The organism is Paracoccus sp. Arc7-R13 (genome assembly GCF_004010775.1).
Taxonomy (GTDB): Bacteria; Pseudomonadota; Alphaproteobacteria; order Rhodobacterales; family Rhodobacteraceae; genus Paracoccus; species Paracoccus marcusii.
The window spans coordinates 974,876-990,885 of the sequence record NZ_CP034810.1 but is presented as its reverse complement, the minus strand read 5'-3'; the positions used below and the strand labels follow the sequence as shown (position 1 = coordinate 990,885).

The following is a 16,010-nucleotide window of genomic DNA, read 5'->3' as shown; positions in this document are numbered from 1 at the left end:
ACATGACCCGAACCCCCTTCATCCTGAGGAATCCGTCGGTCCTGGCGATGCTGGCCGTGCTGGCGGTGCTGACACTGGCCGTCACGCTGACCAGCCAGGCCTATGGCACCGGCGCGCTGCCGACATCAACGGTCAAGATCCTGGGCATGACGCTGTGCCTGGCGCTGGCGGCGGTCGCGATGGACCTGGTCTGGGGATACCTGGGCATCCTGTCCCTGGGCCAGATGGCGTTCTTCGCGCTTGGCGGCTACATGATCGGACAATGGCTGATGTATGCGCGCATTGAAGCCATCGTCGCGCCGCAGCTGGCGCAATCGCCCATCCCCCCCACCCCGCAGGAGGTCCGCGACGCGGTCACCAACCAGATCTTCGGCGTGGTCGGGTCGTCCGACCTGCCGCTGGTCTGGTCCTTCGCGCATTCGCTGTGGCTGCAGCTGCTGCTGGTCGTGGCGGTGCCGGGGCTTCTGGCGCTGATCTTCGGCTGGCTGGCCTTCCGCAGCCGCGTCAACGGCGTCTATCTGTCGATCCTGACGCAGGCGATGACCCTGGCGCTGGCGCTGTGGCTGTTTCAGAACGACAGCGGGTTCCGGGGCAACAACGGGTTGTCGGGCCTGCAGAACCTGCCGGGGCTGGACCATGTGGGCCAGGCGACCCTGTCGGTGTGGTTCCTGTGGGCATCGGCCGCGGCGCTGGCGCTGTTCTATGCCCTGGCCGCCTGGCTGGTCAGCGGCAAGTTCGGCAGCGTCACCCGCGCCATCCGCGACGACGAGACGCGTGTGCGGTTCCTGGGCTATCCGGTCGAGGGGTTCAAGCTGGTCGTCTTCACCCTGGCCGCGATGATCACCGCCATCGCCGGGGCGCTGTACTATCCCCAGGCCGGGATCATCAACCCGGCCGAAATGATGCCCATCGCCTCGATCTACCTGGCGGTCTGGGTGGCGATCGGCGGGCGCGGGCGGCTCTACGGCGCGGTCATCGGTTCGGTGGTCGTGTCGCTTCTGTCCAGCTGGTTCACCGGCGGGCGGACGCCGTCGATCCACCTGCCGGGATACGTGGTGAACTGGGTCGACTGGTGGCAGGTGCTGCTGGGCCTGTCCTTCGTGCTGGTCACGCTGTTCGCGCCCAAGGGCATCGCCGGGGTGTTCGACCTGTTCAGCCGCAAGGGAGACCGGGCATGAGCGCGCTTCTGGAGGTCAGCGGGATCAGCAAGTCCTTCGACGGGTTCAAGGCGATCAACAACCTGTCTTTTTCCATCAACGCGGCCGAACTGCGCGCGGTGATCGGGCCGAACGGCGCAGGCAAGACGACGTTCATGGACATCGTGACCGGCAAGACGCGCCCCGACACGGGCGAGGTGCTGTGGGGGGCCACGTCGAAATCGCTGCTGAAGCTGTCCGAGGCGCAGATCGCCCGCGAGGGGATCGGTCGCAAGTTCCAGCGACCCACCGTGTTCGAGGACCAGTCGGTCGCCGACAACCTGGTGATGGCGCTGAAGGCCGACCGCAGCCCGTTCGCGGTGCTGGGCTGGCGGCCCACGGCCGCGTCGCGGGACCGCGTGAGCGAGCTAGCCACCGAGGTCGGGCTGGCCGACCAGCTGTCCCGCCCGGCCGGAGAGCTGAGCCACGGCCAGAAGCAGTGGCTGGAGATCGGGATGCTGCTGGCATCCGACCCGCGGCTGCTGCTGGTCGACGAACCCGCGGCCGGCATGACCCTGGCGGAACGCGAACAGACGACGACGCTGCTGTGCCGGCTGGCGGAAACGCGTGCCGTGGTGGTGGTCGAACACGACATGGATTTCGTGCGCCGCCTGAACTGCAAGGTGACCGTGCTGCACCAGGGGTCCGTGCTGGCCGAAGGCAGCCTGGACCACGTGACCCGCAATCCCGACGTCATCGACGTCTATCTGGGGCGATGAGATGATCGAGGCCAAGAACCTGACCCTGCATTACGGCGGTAGCCAGATCCTGCACGGGATCGACCTGGTGGCGCGCCCCGGAGAGGTCACCTGCGTGATGGGCAACAACGGCGTGGGCAAGACCAGCCTGATGAACCTGCTGGCCGGCAGGCATCCCCGGTCAGGCGGGGACATCACCTGGGACGGCAAGCCCCTGGGCCGGCTGTCGGCGCAGCGGATGGCGCGGATGGGCGTGGGCTATGTCCCGCAGGGCCGCGCGATCTTTCCGATGCTGACGGTGCGCGAGAACCTGGAGACCGGGTTCGCCTGTCTGCCCCGCGGCGACAGGCGCATCCCGGACGCGATCTTCGACAGCTTTCCGGTGCTGGCCGACATGGCGCATCGGAGGGGCGGCGATCTGTCGGGCGGCCAGCAGCAGCAGCTGGCCATCGCCCGCGCGCTGATCACCCGGCCCCGCGTGCTGCTGCTGGACGAGCCGACCGAGGGGATCCAGCCCAACATCATCGCCCAGATCGGGCAGGTGATCGCCGGGCTGCGCGACCGGGGCGACATGGCGATCGTGCTGGTCGAGCAGTTCTTTGACTTTGCCTGGGATCTGGGCGACCGGTTCCTGGTCATGGAACGCGGGCGCGCGGTGCTGCAGGGGCCGAAATCCGATCTGGCGCGGTCGGACCTGCACGCCCGCCTGGCGGGACATGCCAGCGCCTGAAGGACGTCGTCGCGGACGGTGGCAGGGGGGCTGCCAGCCCCCCTGACCCCCCGGAAGGCCGGCACCCGGACATGACCGTCCTGCCCTAGCGCTTGCGTTCCCACTTGCCCGATTCTTCGGACCAGTATTCCGCCTCGACGCCCGCGGCGGTCAGCTCGCGCCATTGCGCGCGGGCGCGTTCCAGCGCCTGCGCGTCGCCCCCGTCGAACAGGATGCAGGTCCGCTGCACGGCCTGCGCGCGATCGGGCGCAACCGGAGCACCGTCCAGCGCCATCAGGCAGGACGGGTCGTTGGCGGCAGGCTGATCGGGCAGGGTCAGCAGGATCGGCTGTCGCGCGTCATGGGGGCCGCCGGACAGGCCGTGCGGCAGGAAGCCGTCGCCCTGCCACAGCTGCTGGTCCAGCCGGTCCAGGCGATCCGGGTCGGGGGCCGACAGTTCGACCCGCCAACCCGCGGACAGAGCCTTGGTCAGCAGGACCGGCAGCAGCGCCTCGGCCGGGGACCGGGTCAGGTGATAGAACAGCGCCTTGCCCATGTCAGCGCAGCACCCCGGCGATGGCGGCGCGACCGCCGGCAAGGGGCAGCGTGGCCCCGGACGCCGACGATCGCGGGCGTCCGGGGCGTGCGCAGGCGGTGCACGGGGCGTGCACCGCAGACGTCGCGGGGCTCACACGTCCTCGAAGCCGTCGCGCACCAGGCGATCCAGCGTCATCACGCCCCAGCCCGACGCGCCCTTGGGCGCCAGGTCGGTGCCGCCCGGCGGCAGGGCCACGCCCGCGATGTCGATATGCGCCCAGGGCTGGCCTTCCTTGACGAAACGCTGCAGGAACTGCGCCGCGGTGATGGAACCCGCCGCGCGCCCGCCCGAGTTCTTCATGTCCGCCAGGCGGCAGTTGATCAGCCCGTCATAGGCCGCGCCGAGGGGCAGGCGCCATGCGCCCTCTCCCTCCGCCTTGGCGGCCGACAGGAGCTGGCCCGCCAGCATGTCGTCGTTCGAGAAGACGCCCGCATTGTCATGGCCAAGCGCGATGATGACCGCGCCGGTCAGGGTCGCCAGGTCGATCATGGCGCGGGGGCGATAGGTTTCCTGCGCGTACCAGAGGACGTCGGCCAGGACCAGGCGGCCCTCGGCGTCGGTGTTCACGACCTCGATCGTGTCGCCCTTCATCGACTTCAGGATGTCGCCGGGACGATAGGCGCGCCCGTCGGGCATGTTCTCGACCAGGCCGACCAGGCCCACGACATTGGCCTTGGCGCGGCGCAGCGCCAGGGCGCGCATGGTGCCCGCGACGACGCCCGCGCCGCCCATGTCCATGGTCATCTCCTCCATGCCGGCGCCCGGCTTGATCGAGATGCCGCCGGTGTCGAAGACGACGCCCTTGCCGACCAGCGCCAGCGGCGCCTCGTCGCCGCCGCCGTTCCAGCGCATCACCACGACCTTGGAGGGCGATTCGCTGCCCTGGCCCACGGCCAGCAGGGCGCGCATGCCCAGCTTGGCCAGCTGATCCTCGTCCAAAACCTCGACCTCCAGGCCGATCTCCTGCATGGCCAGCAGGCGGTCGGCGAAGTCGGTGGTGGTCAGGACGTTGGCGGGTTCGTTGACCAGGTCGCGGGTGAAGAACACGCCCTCGGCCACCGCGGCGGCGTCCTGGGCGGATTTCGCCAATGCCTCGGGGTCCTTGACCATCACGGTGACGCGGGCCTTGTCGCCGATGGGCGCATCGGCGCTGTCGGGGGCCTCGGTCGCCTGCGCGTCGCCCAGGACGGCGTCGTCCTGTCCGGCCTGCTGTTCGGGGATCAGCCCCTCGGCCTGGGCCGGGGCGGCGTCCGGCGTCGCGGGCTTGGTCTTGTAAACCGAGAAATCATAGCCGCGCAGCGCCAGCCCGAAGGCGATCTGTCCGGCCTGCTTGTGGCTGCCCGCCAGAACCAGCGTGTGCCCGGTGCCCAGCTTGGCGCCCAGGGCGGCCCCGGCGCGGCGTGCCTCGGCCTGGGTGGCGGAATTGGGAAGCATCACCAGGATCAGCGCGTCGGCGGCCATGCCCGCGGGAAAGGCCAGCTCCAGCGCCTGACCGGGCTTGAGCGCGCGGCCCGCCTTGGAGGCCAACGCGCGTGTCGCGGCGTCGCGGATCACGCGGGGCAGCTTGCCCGGCAGCTTGGACGCGTCGGTCATGATCAGGGCCACGCGGCCCTTGTGATCGGCCAGCTTGTCCAGCGCGACCTCGGTGAAGTTGATTTCGACAGGTTGGGTCATTGCAAAACGGTCCTCACGTCTGGTTGCGCCGACCCTAGACCCCCGCCCGGCCCTTTTCCAGAGCCGCCCTTGCCGCTAAGCAGGACGGAACGTCACGCCAAGGACCATCCATGCCGCGCATCGACCGATACATCCTGGGACAGCTGCTGACGCTGTTCGGGTTCTTTGCCCTGGTGCTGGTGTCCGTCTACTGGATCAACCGGGCGGTCAGCCTGTTCGACGATCTGCTGAACGACGGCCAGACCGCCCTGGTGGTGCTGGAGTTCACGGCGCTGACGCTGCCGCTGGTCATCTCGGTCGTGCTGCCGGTGGCGGCATTCGCGGCGACCGCCTATGGCACCAACCGCCTGGCCGGCGAATCCGAACTGGTGGCGATGCAGTCAGCGGGCCTGGGGCCGTGGCGGCTGGCGCGGCCAGTGCTGATCTTCGGCGTCTTCGTCGGCGTGATGGTGGCAGTGCTGGTTCACGGGCTGGTGCCCATGGCCCGCGCCCGCCTGGCCGACCGCAGCGCCGAGATTGCCGAAAACGTGACCGCGCAGTTCCTGCGCCCCGGCAGCTTCCAGTACCCGGCGCGCGGGGTCACGCTGTTCATCCGCGACGTGGCGGGCGACGGTCGCCTGCTGGACCTGTTCATCGAGGATTCGCGCGATCCCGCCGACCAGGTCACCTATACCGCGCAGGAGGCGCTGGTCGTCCGGAACGATACCGGCCCGGTCCTGATCCTGCTGGAGGGCATGGCGCAGAACCTGCGCCCCGGCCCCGACGGCCCGGTCCTGTCGGTGACCCGTTTCGACGAGTTCAGCTATGACGTGGGGGCGATGTTCGCGGGCGGCGGCAGCCGGGGCCGCGACCTGCGCGATTTCGGCACGCTGGCGCTGCTGCAGGCCGACCCGGCCGTCCTGGAGGCTACCGGCGCGACCGCCGCCGACGCCCAGCGCGAGGCGCATGAGCGGCTGGCCCAGCCGCTGCTGTCGCCGATTGCGGCCATGCTGGGCTTTGCCACGCTGCTGATCGGCGGGTTCTCGCGGTTCGGGGTGTGGCGGCAGGTGGGCTGGGCCACCCTGTCGCTGATCGCGGTGCAGTTCCTGACCAACGCGGCCGCGAACCAAGTTGGCCGCGATGCCGCGCTGTGGCCGCTCCTGTATCTGCCCGCCGTCCTGGGCGCGGGGCTGTGCCTGGCCTTCCTGTGGCTGGCCGCCCGACCGCGCGGACCACGCGAGGTCGCCCGATGATCCTGGCTCTTTACGTCGCGCGCCGCTTCCTGCGCGCCTTCATGATGATCGCGGGGGTGTTCCTGCTGATCCTGTTCCTGATCGACATGATCGAGATCATCCGCCGCTTTTCGGGCCGCGACATCGGCCTGGGCGGGGCGGCGCGGCTGGCCGGGCTGAACATCGCCGGCAGCTTCTATTCCATCCTGCCGCTGATGACGGTGCTGGCCGGGATCACGCTGTTCCTGGGCCTGGCCCGCAGTTCGGAAATGGTGGCGATCCGCGCATCGGGCAGGTCGGCACTGCGCGTGGTGCGGGCCCCGGTGGCCACCGCGATCGTGCTGGGGGCGCTGACCGTTGGCCTACTGAACCCGCTGGTCGCCGCCACTGGCTCGCTTTACGACGACGCCGTGGCCGAGATCGACCGCGCCGGCAGCCAGACCGTCAGCCTGGGCGACAGCGCCGTATGGCTGCGCCAGGCCGTCCAGCAGGGCGGGGAGGAGGCCGGCCAGATCGTGATCCGCGCCAGCCGCGCCAGCCCCGATGCCGTGACCCTGTATGACGCCAGCTTCCTGGTCTTCGGCGCCGAGGCCGGTCCGATCCGCCGCATCGAGGCCCGAGAGGCGCGGCTGACCCCCGGGGCCTGGGACCTGCGCGATGTCAGCGACTTTCCCCTGGATCAGCCCAATCCGCAGGCGGCCGTCACCCGCAGCGCCGCGATGACCCTGGCGTCGGACCTGACCGCCCAGCGCATCCGCGAAGGGTTCGGTCGTCCCGAATCAGTGCCGGTCTGGCAGCTGCCGCAGTTCATCGCCGGGCTGGAACGCGCAGGCTTTTCCGCCGCCCGGCACAAGGTCTGGTTCCAGACCGAACTGGCACGCCCGTTCCTGATGGCCGCGATGGTGCTGATCGCCGCGGCCTTTACCATGCAGCATGTGCGGGGCCGCAACACCGGCGGTGCCGTGCTGATGGCGTTCGGCGCGGGGATCGCGCTGTTCTTTCTGCGCAACCTGGCGCAGGTTCTGGGGGATAACGGGCAGATCCCGCCCGCGATGGCGGCCTGGACGCCGCCCCTGGTCGGCGCGATGCTGGCCCTGGGGCTGATCCTGAGACGGGAGGACGGATGAGCGCGCGCATGGTAAGCCGGGGCCTGCTGCGGGCTGGGGTGGCGCTGATCGCGCTGTCCGGTCCGCTGGCCGCCCAGTCGATGTTCGATGCCGATGACGGCATGGGCGTGCAGCCGCTGACGGGCATGCCGGGCAGCATGTCCGCCGACAGCGGAGTGACGGCCCTGGCGCCCGAATCGGTTGCCCTGGGCAGCGCGCCCGTGGCCGACCGCACCCCCTCGCCCCAGAACCCGATGGTGGTGGGACCCGATGCCGACGTGACCCTGCCCGGCGGCGGGCCGCGCGATCCGCAGTCCGGGGCCGCCACGCTGCTGGCCGACCGGATCGACGTCGCGGGCGACCAGACCCTGACCGCGTCCGGCGGCGTCGTGGTCTGGCACCAGGGCGCCCGGCTGGTTGCCGACCGGATCGTCGTCGACGGCGACAGCGGCGATCTGACCATCGAGGGGCCGATCCACCTGTCCCGCCCCGGCGCCGCCGACCCCGAGACCGACGCCATCCTGATCGCCGACAGCGCCCAGCTGGACAGCGAACTGCAGGACGGCATCGTCCTGGGCGCGCGGCTGGTGCTGGCCCGCGAACTGCAGCTGGCCTCGACCCGGCTGGAGCGGCGCGAGGACGGACGGATCAGCCAGCTGGACAATGTCGTGGCCTCCAGCTGCCAGATCTGCGCGACCGATCCGACGCCCCTATGGGAGATCCGCGCCCGCAGCATCATCCACGACGCCGACACGCGGCTGATCACCTTCGACCGCCCGCAGCTGCGCGCCTTCGGCGTGCCCCTGGCCTATGTGCCCTTCCGTGTGACCGCGCCCGACCCGTCGGTGGAACGCCGCTCGGGCTTTCTGCGCCCCGAGATCCGTACGACCTCGGGCCTGGGGTTCGGGGTCAAGCTGCCGTATTTCCAGACACTGGGCGACAGCACCGACCTGACCGTCACCCCCTATGTCAGCGAAAGCCGCACCCGCACGCTGGAGCTGCGCTATCGCCAGGCCTTCACAACCGGGGCCACGGAATGGAACGGCGCGATCAGCCGCGACGACCTGCGCCCGGGCGAGACGCGCGGCTATCTGTTCGGCGCGGCCCAGTTCCTGCTGCCGCGCGACTATCGCCTGGCGCTGCAGGTCCAGCATGCCAGCGACCGCGCCTATCTGCTGGATTACGGCGTCACCGATGCCGACCGCCTGTGGAGCGGCGTCAGCGTCGAACGCGTGCGCCGCGACAAGCTGTTCTGGGGCCGCGTCGGCAACTATGAGACTCTGCGTGAGGACGAGGACAACGCGACCTCTCCGGCGCAGGTGGCCGACGCCATCTGGATGCGCCGCCTGACGCCACGCCTGATCGGCGGCGAGGCGCTGCTGGAATGGTCGGCCCATGCCCATCGCCGCCCGTCGGACAGCGACCTGGTCGGTCGCGACGTGGCGCGCGCATCCGTGGGCCTGGACTGGCGGCGCAACCAGATCCTGCCCGGCGGCATCGTCGCGGCCGCCCTGGCCGGGCTGGACGCGGATCTGTACCGCATCGCGCAGGACGACCAGTTCGACGACGTCGTGACCCGCGTCGATCCGCAGGTCGGGGTCGAACTGCGCTGGCCCCTGGCCGGCGGCACGGGCGGCGCCACCCATATCGTCGAGCCGGTGGTCCAGGTCCTCTATTCGCCGCGCGGCCGCGACCAGGACATCCCGAACGAGGACAGCCGCCTGATCGAGTTCGACGAAGGCAACCTGTTCTCGGACAACCGCTTTCCGGGCTGGGACGTGCGCGAGACCGGGCTGCGCGCCAACATCGGCGCCACCTGGACGCGGATCGATCCGACAGGCTGGTCGATCGGGGTGACCGGCGGGCGCGTGCTGCGCGCGCGCGATGCCGACAACTTTGCCGCCGACAGCCCCCTGGGCGGGCGCAGCTCGGATTGGCTGCTGGCCGCGAACTTCGACAATGGCGGCGGGCTGGCCGTGGCCAACCGCGCGCTGTTCGACGATTCGGCGCGCATCTCGCGCAATGAATTGCGGGTGGGCTGGCTGCGCCCGGACCTGAACCTGTCGGCCGGCTACATCTGGATCGACCGCGGCGAGGACGAGGGCCGCGTCGTCAACGCCAGCGAACTGGCCGCCAATGTCGGATGGCAGATCGCGGACGGCTGGTGGGGCGAGGCCGAGACGCGGTATGATTTCGCCGCCGACCGGGCACAGCGCGCGGCCTTGCGCGTGGCCTATCGCAACGAATGCATCACGCTGGAAAGCGGCCTGTCGCGGCGCTTCAGCAGCAGCGACCTGCTGCGCGCGGAAACCAGCTTCGACCTGTCGGTCCGCCTTGGCGGGTTCGGCGCACAAGAAGACGGCCCCGGCACGGTGGCGCGCCGCAACTGCATGCGCTAACCTGCGGGCCAAGGACCAGATGAGGGCAGACATGCGGCAATTTCTTTCGGGTATCGCCCTGGCGGCGATGATCGCCACGGGCGCCGTGACGCCGGCGGCGGCGCAGAACCTGTTCGCGCCCGTCGTCTATGTGAACGACAGCGCCGTCACCCGCTATGAGGTCGATCAGCGGATGCGGTTCATGCAGGTGATCGGCGCCCCCGACGCCAGTGCCGCCGCCGCCGAACGGGCGCTGGTCGACGACCGCCTGCGCATCCAGGCCGCCCGCCAGATCGGCGTCGAGATCACCCCCGAGGGGCTGCAGGCCGGTCTGGAGGAATTCGCAGGCCGCGCGGGTCTGGACGCGGCGGGCTTCATCGCCCAGCTGGAACGCGCCGGCATCGAGGAAGGCGTGTTCCGCGATTTCGTCGAGGCGGGCACCGTCTGGCGCGACGTCGTGCGCGCCCGCCTGCTGCCCCGCGTCAACGTCACCGACGCCGAGGTCGACCAGGAGCTGGAGCGCGTGATCGAGACCCCGATCATCGACCGCGTCCTGCTGTCGGAGCTGATCATCCCCGCCCCGCCGGGACAGGAGGCGCAGGCCCTGCAGCTGGCCGAACGCATCGCCGCCTCGCGCCCGACCGAGGCCCAGTTCGCCGAAGCCGCGCGGCAGTATTCGGCCACCCCCTCGGCCGAGGCGGGCGGGCGGCTGGAACTGCTGGCGCTGGACAACCTGCCGCCCAGCCTGCGTCCGATCATCGCCGGCCTGCAGCCCGGCCAGACCACGCCGCCCCTGCCGGTCGAAGGCGCGGTGGTCCTGTTCTTCCTGCGCGACGCCCAAGGCACGCTGCGCCCGGGCGCGCGCGAACAGGTGCTGGACTACATGACCCTGCGGCTGGCCTCGGTCACCGATGCGGCCAGCCTGGCCGCGCGGGCCACCAGCTGCGACGACCTTTACGTCCAGGCAGGCCCCGAGGCCGCCGCCCAGATCCAGCGCCAGACCGTGTCCCAGGGCGCGATCCCGCAGATGATCGGCGCGCGCCTGGCCTCATTGGACGCCAACGAGGCCGGGGTGGTCCCGTCGGGCGCGGGGGCCGATCTGGTGATGCTGTGCTCGCGCCAGCCCGCGCTGGCCGCCCAGGCCCAGGTGGCCACCACCGCCCTGCCCGATGACGGGGTCGAGGCCGCGATCCCCCAGCCCGAAGTCCAGGGCATCCCCTCGCGCGAGGCCGTCCGCGACCGACTGTTCAACGCCAAGATCAACACCGCCGCCGAAGGGCTGCTGGCCGATCTGCGGGCCGACGCGATCATCCGGCGGCCCTGATGGCGCGCATCCTGCTGACCTGCGGCGAACCCGCGGGAATCGGCCCCGAACTGGCGCCGCTGGCGCTGGCCGCGGGCGTGGACCTGATCTGGATGGGCGATCCGCGCCACCTGCCTCCGACCGCCGCCTGGACCCCGGTCGCGGACCCCGACGATGCCGTTCCGCCCGGCCACCTGCCGGTGCTGCGCCATGACTTCGCAGGCCCCGCCACGCCCGGCCGCCCCGACCCTGCCCATGCGGCCGATGTCATCGCGGTCATCGCCCGCGCGGTCGATCTGGCGATGGCGGGCCGCGTGGCCGCGATCTGCACCGCCCCCATCAGCAAAGAGGCCCTGATCCGCGGCGCGGGCTTCGCCTTCCCGGGCCATACCGAATTCCTGGCGCATCTGGCGGGCGACGTGCCGGTGGCGATGATGCTGGCCTCGACCACGGTGACGCCACCCTGCCGGGTGGTGCCCGCGACGATCCACATCCCCCTGGCCGACGTGCCCACGGCCCTGACCGAACAAGCATTGGAACAGGCGATCCGCCTGACCCATGCCGCGATGATCCGCGATTTCGGCCTGCTTACCCCGCGCATCGCGGTTGCGGGGCTGAACCCCCATGCGGGCGAAGGCGGCATGATGGGCACCCAGGACCGCGACATGATCGCCCCCCTGATCGCCCGTCTGCGCGATCAGGGCCTGCACGTCACCGGCCCCCATCCGGCGGACACCCTGTTCCACGCCCCTGCGCGGGCGCGCTATGACGCGGCCGTCGCCTGCTATCACGACCAGGGCCTGATCCCCATCAAGACGCTGGATTTCGACGGCGGCGTGAACGTGACGCTCGGCCTGCCCTTCATCCGCACCTCGCCCGATCACGGCACCGCCTTTGACATCGCGGGCAAGGGGCTGGCCGATCCTTCCTCGACCATCGCCGCGCTGCGTCTGGCGCGCTCCATGGCGGACAGCCGGGCATGAGGTTTCTCCTTTGTCCAAATACCCATTGGCGCGCCCCCGCCCCCAGGACCTCGCGATGATCGACAACCTGCCCCCCCTGCGCGAGGTGATCGCGACCCATGACCTGCGCGCGAAAAAGCAGCTGGGCCAGAACTTCCTCCTGGACCTGAACCTGACGCACAAGATCGCGCGGCAGGCGGGCGACCTGACCGGATGCGACGTCCTCGAGGTCGGTCCCGGCCCCGGCGGTCTGACCCGCGGCCTGCTGGCCTGCGGCGCGCGCCACGTGCTGGCCATCGAAAAGGACCCCCGCGCCCTGCCCGCGCTGGAACAGATCGCCGACGCCTATCCCGGCCGCCTGACGGTCATCACCGGCGATGCGCTGCAGATCGACCCGCTGGCACACCTGACGCCGCCGATCCGCGTGGCCGCGAACCTGCCCTACAACGTGGGAACCGAGCTGCTGATCCGTTGGCTGACGCCCCGGGACTGGCCACCCTTCTGGCAATCGCTGACGCTGATGTTCCAGCGCGAGGTGGCCGAACGCATCGTGGCCCGTCCCGGCTCCAAGGCCTATGGTCGGCTGGCGCTGCTGGCGCAATGGCGGGCGGACGCGCAGATCGTGATGTCCCTGCCGCCCGAGGCCTTCGTGCCCGCGCCCAAGGTCCATTCCGCGGTCGTCCACCTGACCGCCCTGCCACAGCCGCGCTTCCCCGCCGATGCGGCGATCCTGTCACAGATAACAGGGGCCGGCTTCAACCAGCGCCGCAAGATGCTGCGCGCCAGCCTGAAAGGCCTGCACCCCCAGATCGAGGCGCTGCTGGACAGCGTCGGCATCCCCCCCACCGCCCGCGCCGAGGAAATCGAGCTGGAACGCTTCTGCGCCCTGGCTCGCGCGCTTCAGGCGGCCCGGCAGGGCTGATCCCGCGCCATCGGCCCCGCAACGACGGCGGACGCCCAAAATGACGCCCTTCATGGGATCTTTACGACAAAGGGCGCGCCGATCTGGCGCGCCCTTTCCCATCTTTCCGATGATCGGCCCGGATCAGTCCTGATCGCCCTCGGGGCGGACAGGGGCCGGACGCTCGGCCTCGGCCACGGGCTTGCGGCGGCTGCGGGTCGGCGCGGGCGTCCCGTCCTCGGCCACCGCACGCGGCGCGCGGGGACGCGAGACGCGGGTCCGTGCGGGCTTGGCCGGGGCTTCCGCCTCGGGCGTGCGGACGGCGGCGCCGCCGTCGTCCTCAGTGGCAGGCATCACCTCGGGCAGGCTGGGCTGCTGCAGGAACTGCGGCGCGTTCTCCTCGGACAGGTCGGGACGCGGGTCCTGACGCGGCTCGACGCGCGCGTCCTGGCGCGGCTCGGACCGCGGGCGCTGCTCACGCGGCTGGTTGTCGCGCTGGCTGTCACGACCCTGATTGTCGCGGGCCTGATTGTCACGATTCTGATTGTCGCGGGGTTGGCTGTCGCGACCCTGGTTGTCACGGGGCTGACCATCGCGGGCTTGGTGATCGCGCTGACCGTCGCGGGGCTGGTGTCCGCCATCGCGCTGCTGGTCCCGCTGCTGTCCGCCGTCGCGCTGCTGATGGTCGCGGCGCTGGTTGCCCTCGCCCTGCTGGCCCTGGTTGCCGTTCTGGCCACCATTGTTCCGATCGCCGCTGTTCTGACCACCGTTGTTCTGACCGCCGCTCTGGCCGCCCTGGTGATAACCATGGCTGCCGATGTTGCTCTGATAGCCGTCATCGTCGGGGCGGCCCTGGCGTTCGGCCATCTCGCGGTTCGCCTCGCCCAGCATGCGGGTGTAATGCTCGGCGTGCTGCAGAAAGCTCTGCTCCGCGACGCGGTCATGGGACAGCTGCGCGTCGCGCGCCAGCGTCAGGTATTTCTCGATGATCTGCTGGGGGGTGCCACGCACCTTGCCCTCGGGCCCCGAGCTGTCAAAGACGCGATTGGTGATGTTCCCCAGCGTGCGCTGGCGGTTCGATTTGCTACGCGAGCGGGATTTTGATGATCTCATCAGTCTTGTCTGTAATGTTTCCGGGCGTCGGGATGCCAGCGTGAACTGGACGGCGGTGTCGGACGGATACGGGGGCTGTGACCACTCCGTTCAGCCCTGCCTTGCCCAACCGCGGCGCACCAGATGCACCCCTTCGGTATCGGCAGTTGTCAGGCTGACCCATGCGACGGCTAGGGCCTGTCGCACGCTGCCGACTAACCATGCAATGACGGGCCAGACAAGGGAAAACTGCGGAAATCACGATGAAATGGGCGTCAAACCGCCGCAGCGGGCGCGAAATCCGCCAGCACCACCCGGTCGCGCCCGTCCAGATCGGGCAGCACGCGCACCTGCGCGCCCTGCGCCCGGAACAGCGCCGCGACCGCCGCGCCCTGGGTCGGCCCTATCTCGACCAGGGCGGCGCCCTTTGGCGACAGCAGGCCGCGCACGCCCGCCGCGATGGTGCGATAGGCGCCCAGCCCGTCACCTTCGTCCGTCAGCGCATGGCGCGGTTCCCAGTCGCGCACGTCGGGGTCCAGCAGCGCCATCTCGATCGCCGCGATATAGGGCGGGTTCGACACGACCAGATCGAACGGCCCCTCGACCCCGTCCAGCCAGTCGGCCTGGCGGAACCGCGCGTCGACGCCGATCCGCCGGGCATTGTGCCGCGCCACCTGCAGCGCGGCCTCGGATATGTCGGTGCCCAGGCCCGTCGTCCCCGGACGTGCTGCAAGAAGAGAGATCAGGATTGCCCCCGTTCCCGTCCCTAGGTCCAGCACCCGCCGCCAGGGCCGCGCCAGCGCCGCCTCGACCAGCGCCTCAGTCTCGGGGCGTGGGTCGAGCGTGTCGCGCGTGACCTTGAAGCGATGCGCCCAGAAATCGCGGAAACCGGTGATCTGGGCCACTGGCTGGCGCAGGGCGCGGGCCGCGATGCCGCGGTTGAACTGCGTCGCCTGATCGTCGGTCAGCGCGCGATCGTCGGTGATGCGCAGCTGGCCCGGCTCGATCTCCAGCACCGCGGCCAGTATGCGGTCGGCGTCGCGCGACGCGCCCGCGATGCCCGCCGCGCGCAGCAGCGCCGTGCCCTGGGCCTGGGCATCCGACAGCCTCACTGCGCCTCAGCCAGGCGGGCGGCCTGGTCATGGGCGGTCAGGGCGTCGATGATCTCGGTCAGGTCGCCGGCCATGACCCGGTCCAGGGCATACAGCGTCAGGTTGATGCGATGATCGGTCATGCGGCCCTGCGGAAAGTTGTATGTGCGGATGCGCTCGCTGCGGTCGCCGCTGCCGACCTGCGCGCGCCGGTCGGCGGACCGTTCGGCATCGGCGGCGGCGCGCTGCATGTCATACAGGCGCGCGCGCAGCACGGCCATCGCGTTGGCGCGGTTCTGGTGCTGCGACTTCTCGCTGCTGGTGACGACGATGCCGGTGGGCAGGTGGGTGATGCGTACGGCCGAATCGGTCGTGTTGACATGCTGGCCGCCCGCGCCGGACGCGCGCATCGTGTCGATGCGGATGTCGGTCGCGGGAATGTCGATCTCGACGTCCTCGGCGGCCTCGGGCAGGACGGCCACGGTGGCCGCGCTGGTATGGATGCGCCCGCCCGATTCGGTCGAGGGGATCCGCTGCACCCGGTGCACGCCGGATTCGTATTTCAGGCGGGCAAAGACGCCCTCGCCCTCGATCCGGGCGATGGCCTCCTTGATGCCGCCCAGCTCGGTCCGGGTCAGTTCCAGCGTCTGGAACTGCCAGCCCTGGGCCTCGGCGTGGCGGCGGTACATCTCCAGCAGGTCGCCCGCGAACAGCGCGGCCTCGTCGCCCCCGGTTCCGGGGCGGATCTCCAGAATCGCGGGGCGCGCGTCCGCCGCATCGCGCGGCAGCAGCGCCAGCCGCAGGTCCTGCTCCAGCGTGGGCAGCAATGCGCCCAGACGGCGCAGCTCGTCCTCGGCCAGGTCGCGCATCTCGGGATCGGCCAGCAGGGCGCGGGCCTCGACCAGCCCGTCCTGGGCGGCGCGCCAGCGGTCGATCTGGGCAACGACCGGCTTCAGCTCGGCATATTCGCGGCTGATCCTGGCGATCTGGTCGGCGGCGGGGCCGGCATTCAGCTGCGCCTCGAGAAACTCGAAGCGGGCGGCGATCTGGTCAAGGCGGTCCTGGGGCAACATGGATGCGGCTTACCCCCC

General features: G+C 70.6%; 14 protein-coding genes. 9 read left to right on the top strand and 5 right to left on the bottom strand.

The window, feature by feature from the left end:
• The first annotated feature begins 2 nt into the window (after positions 1–2).
• From urtC to urtE, 3 genes are read left to right on the top strand one after another with little or no spacing between them, the layout of a single operon-like run.
• Positions 3–1,178, top strand: coding sequence for an urea ABC transporter permease subunit UrtC (gene urtC, locus EOJ32_RS04915; RefSeq protein WP_127897879.1), 1,176 nt, complete (start codon positions 3–5; stop codon positions 1,176–1,178).
• Entirely contained in the window at positions 1,175–1,915 is a 741-nt protein-coding gene (gene urtD / locus EOJ32_RS04910; protein WP_127897878.1) for an urea ABC transporter ATP-binding protein UrtD, read from the top strand. The genes urtC and urtD overlap by 4 nt, the downstream gene beginning before the upstream one ends.
• Position 1,916: 1 nt before the next feature.
• Positions 1,917–2,624, top strand: a complete 708-nt coding sequence (gene urtE, locus EOJ32_RS04905; RefSeq protein ID WP_127897877.1) for an urea ABC transporter ATP-binding subunit UrtE — start codon at positions 1,917–1,919, stop codon at positions 2,622–2,624.
• 85 nt (positions 2,625–2,709) lie between these two features.
• Here urtE and EOJ32_RS04900 read toward each other — a convergent pair whose 3' ends face one another.
• Together EOJ32_RS04900 and EOJ32_RS04895 are read right to left on the bottom strand one after the other, a co-directional pair.
• Positions 2,710–3,159, bottom strand: a complete 450-nt coding sequence (locus EOJ32_RS04900) for a DNA polymerase III subunit chi (protein WP_045983585.1) — start codon at positions 3,157–3,159, stop codon at positions 2,710–2,712.
• 132 nt (positions 3,160–3,291) lie between these two features.
• Positions 3,292–4,875, bottom strand: coding sequence for a leucyl aminopeptidase (locus tag EOJ32_RS04895; protein WP_127897876.1), 1,584 nt, complete (start codon positions 4,873–4,875; stop codon positions 3,292–3,294).
• Positions 4,876–4,985: 110 nt separating this feature from the next.
• On the opposite strand from EOJ32_RS04895, the gene lptF reads away from it, so the two are divergent.
• From lptF to rsmA, 6 genes are read left to right on the top strand one after another with little or no spacing between them, the layout of a single operon-like run.
• A complete protein-coding gene (lptF, locus tag EOJ32_RS04890) occupies positions 4,986–6,107 on the top strand; it encodes an LPS export ABC transporter permease LptF (RefSeq protein ID WP_127897875.1) in 1,122 nt (373 codons plus the stop codon).
• Positions 6,104–7,213 (top strand): LPS export ABC transporter permease LptG, encoded by a 1,110-nt coding sequence (gene lptG / locus EOJ32_RS04885; protein WP_045983588.1) that lies wholly within the window; start codon positions 6,104–6,106, stop codon positions 7,211–7,213. Before lptF ends, lptG begins: the two co-directional genes overlap by 4 nt.
• Positions 7,210–9,591, top strand: a complete 2,382-nt coding sequence (locus tag EOJ32_RS04880; protein WP_240542497.1) for an LPS-assembly protein LptD — start codon at positions 7,210–7,212, stop codon at positions 9,589–9,591. The genes lptG and EOJ32_RS04880 overlap by 4 nt, the downstream gene beginning before the upstream one ends.
• 31 nt (positions 9,592–9,622) lie before the next feature.
• The gene (locus tag EOJ32_RS04875; protein WP_127897874.1) at positions 9,623–10,894 is read left to right on the top strand and encodes a peptidylprolyl isomerase; all 1,272 of its coding nucleotides are present in this window, start codon (positions 9,623–9,625) and stop codon (positions 10,892–10,894) included.
• Positions 10,891–11,856, top strand: a complete 966-nt coding sequence (gene pdxA / locus EOJ32_RS04870) for a 4-hydroxythreonine-4-phosphate dehydrogenase PdxA (protein ID WP_164871468.1) — start codon at positions 10,891–10,893, stop codon at positions 11,854–11,856. Before EOJ32_RS04875 ends, pdxA begins: the two co-directional genes overlap by 4 nt.
• 55 nt (positions 11,857–11,911) lie before the next feature.
• Positions 11,912–12,757: a 16S rRNA (adenine(1518)-N(6)/adenine(1519)-N(6))-dimethyltransferase RsmA gene (gene rsmA, locus EOJ32_RS04865; RefSeq protein ID WP_045983591.1), complete on the top strand. Its 846-nt coding sequence runs from the start codon at positions 11,912–11,914 to the stop codon at positions 12,755–12,757.
• Positions 12,758–12,880: 123 nt separating this feature from the next.
• Here the strand turns inward: rsmA and EOJ32_RS20625 are convergent, their stop codons facing one another.
• From EOJ32_RS20625 to prfA, 3 genes are all read right to left on the bottom strand, one after another.
• A complete protein-coding gene (locus tag EOJ32_RS20625; protein WP_127897872.1) occupies positions 12,881–13,849 on the bottom strand; it encodes a DUF4167 domain-containing protein in 969 nt (322 codons plus the stop codon).
• Between the two features lie 254 nt (positions 13,850–14,103).
• The gene (gene prmC, locus EOJ32_RS04855) at positions 14,104–14,940 is read right to left on the bottom strand and encodes a peptide chain release factor N(5)-glutamine methyltransferase (protein ID WP_046000019.1); all 837 of its coding nucleotides are present in this window, start codon (positions 14,938–14,940) and stop codon (positions 14,104–14,106) included.
• Positions 14,937–15,992, bottom strand: coding sequence for a peptide chain release factor 1 (prfA, locus tag EOJ32_RS04850; RefSeq protein WP_127897871.1), 1,056 nt, complete (start codon positions 15,990–15,992; stop codon positions 14,937–14,939). The genes prmC and prfA overlap by 4 nt, the downstream gene beginning before the upstream one ends.
• Positions 15,993–16,010 lie beyond the last annotated feature (18 nt).

Coding starts and splice junctions, on each gene's coding strand:
- urtC (WP_127897879.1), top strand. CDS start 3: ATGACCCGAACCCCCTTCATCCTGAGGAATCCGTCGGTCCTGGCGATG.
- urtD (WP_127897878.1), top strand. CDS start 1,175: ATGAGCGCGCTTCTGGAGGTCAGCGGGATCAGCAAGTCCTTCGACGGG.
- urtE (WP_127897877.1), top strand. CDS start 1,917: ATGATCGAGGCCAAGAACCTGACCCTGCATTACGGCGGTAGCCAGATC.
- EOJ32_RS04900 (WP_045983585.1), bottom strand. CDS start 3,159: ATGGGCAAGGCGCTGTTCTATCACCTGACCCGGTCCCCGGCCGAGGCG.
- EOJ32_RS04895 (WP_127897876.1), bottom strand. CDS start 4,875: ATGACCCAACCTGTCGAAATCAACTTCACCGAGGTCGCGCTGGACAAG.
- lptF (WP_127897875.1), top strand. CDS start 4,986: ATGCCGCGCATCGACCGATACATCCTGGGACAGCTGCTGACGCTGTTC.
- lptG (WP_045983588.1), top strand. CDS start 6,104: ATGATCCTGGCTCTTTACGTCGCGCGCCGCTTCCTGCGCGCCTTCATG.
- EOJ32_RS04880 (WP_240542497.1), top strand. CDS start 7,210: ATGAGCGCGCGCATGGTAAGCCGGGGCCTGCTGCGGGCTGGGGTGGCG.
- EOJ32_RS04875 (WP_127897874.1), top strand. CDS start 9,623: ATGCGGCAATTTCTTTCGGGTATCGCCCTGGCGGCGATGATCGCCACG.
- rsmA (WP_045983591.1), top strand. CDS start 11,912: ATGATCGACAACCTGCCCCCCCTGCGCGAGGTGATCGCGACCCATGAC.
- EOJ32_RS20625 (WP_127897872.1), bottom strand. CDS start 13,849: ATGAGATCATCAAAATCCCGCTCGCGTAGCAAATCGAACCGCCAGCGC.
- prfA (WP_127897871.1), bottom strand. CDS start 15,992: ATGTTGCCCCAGGACCGCCTTGACCAGATCGCCGCCCGCTTCGAGTTT.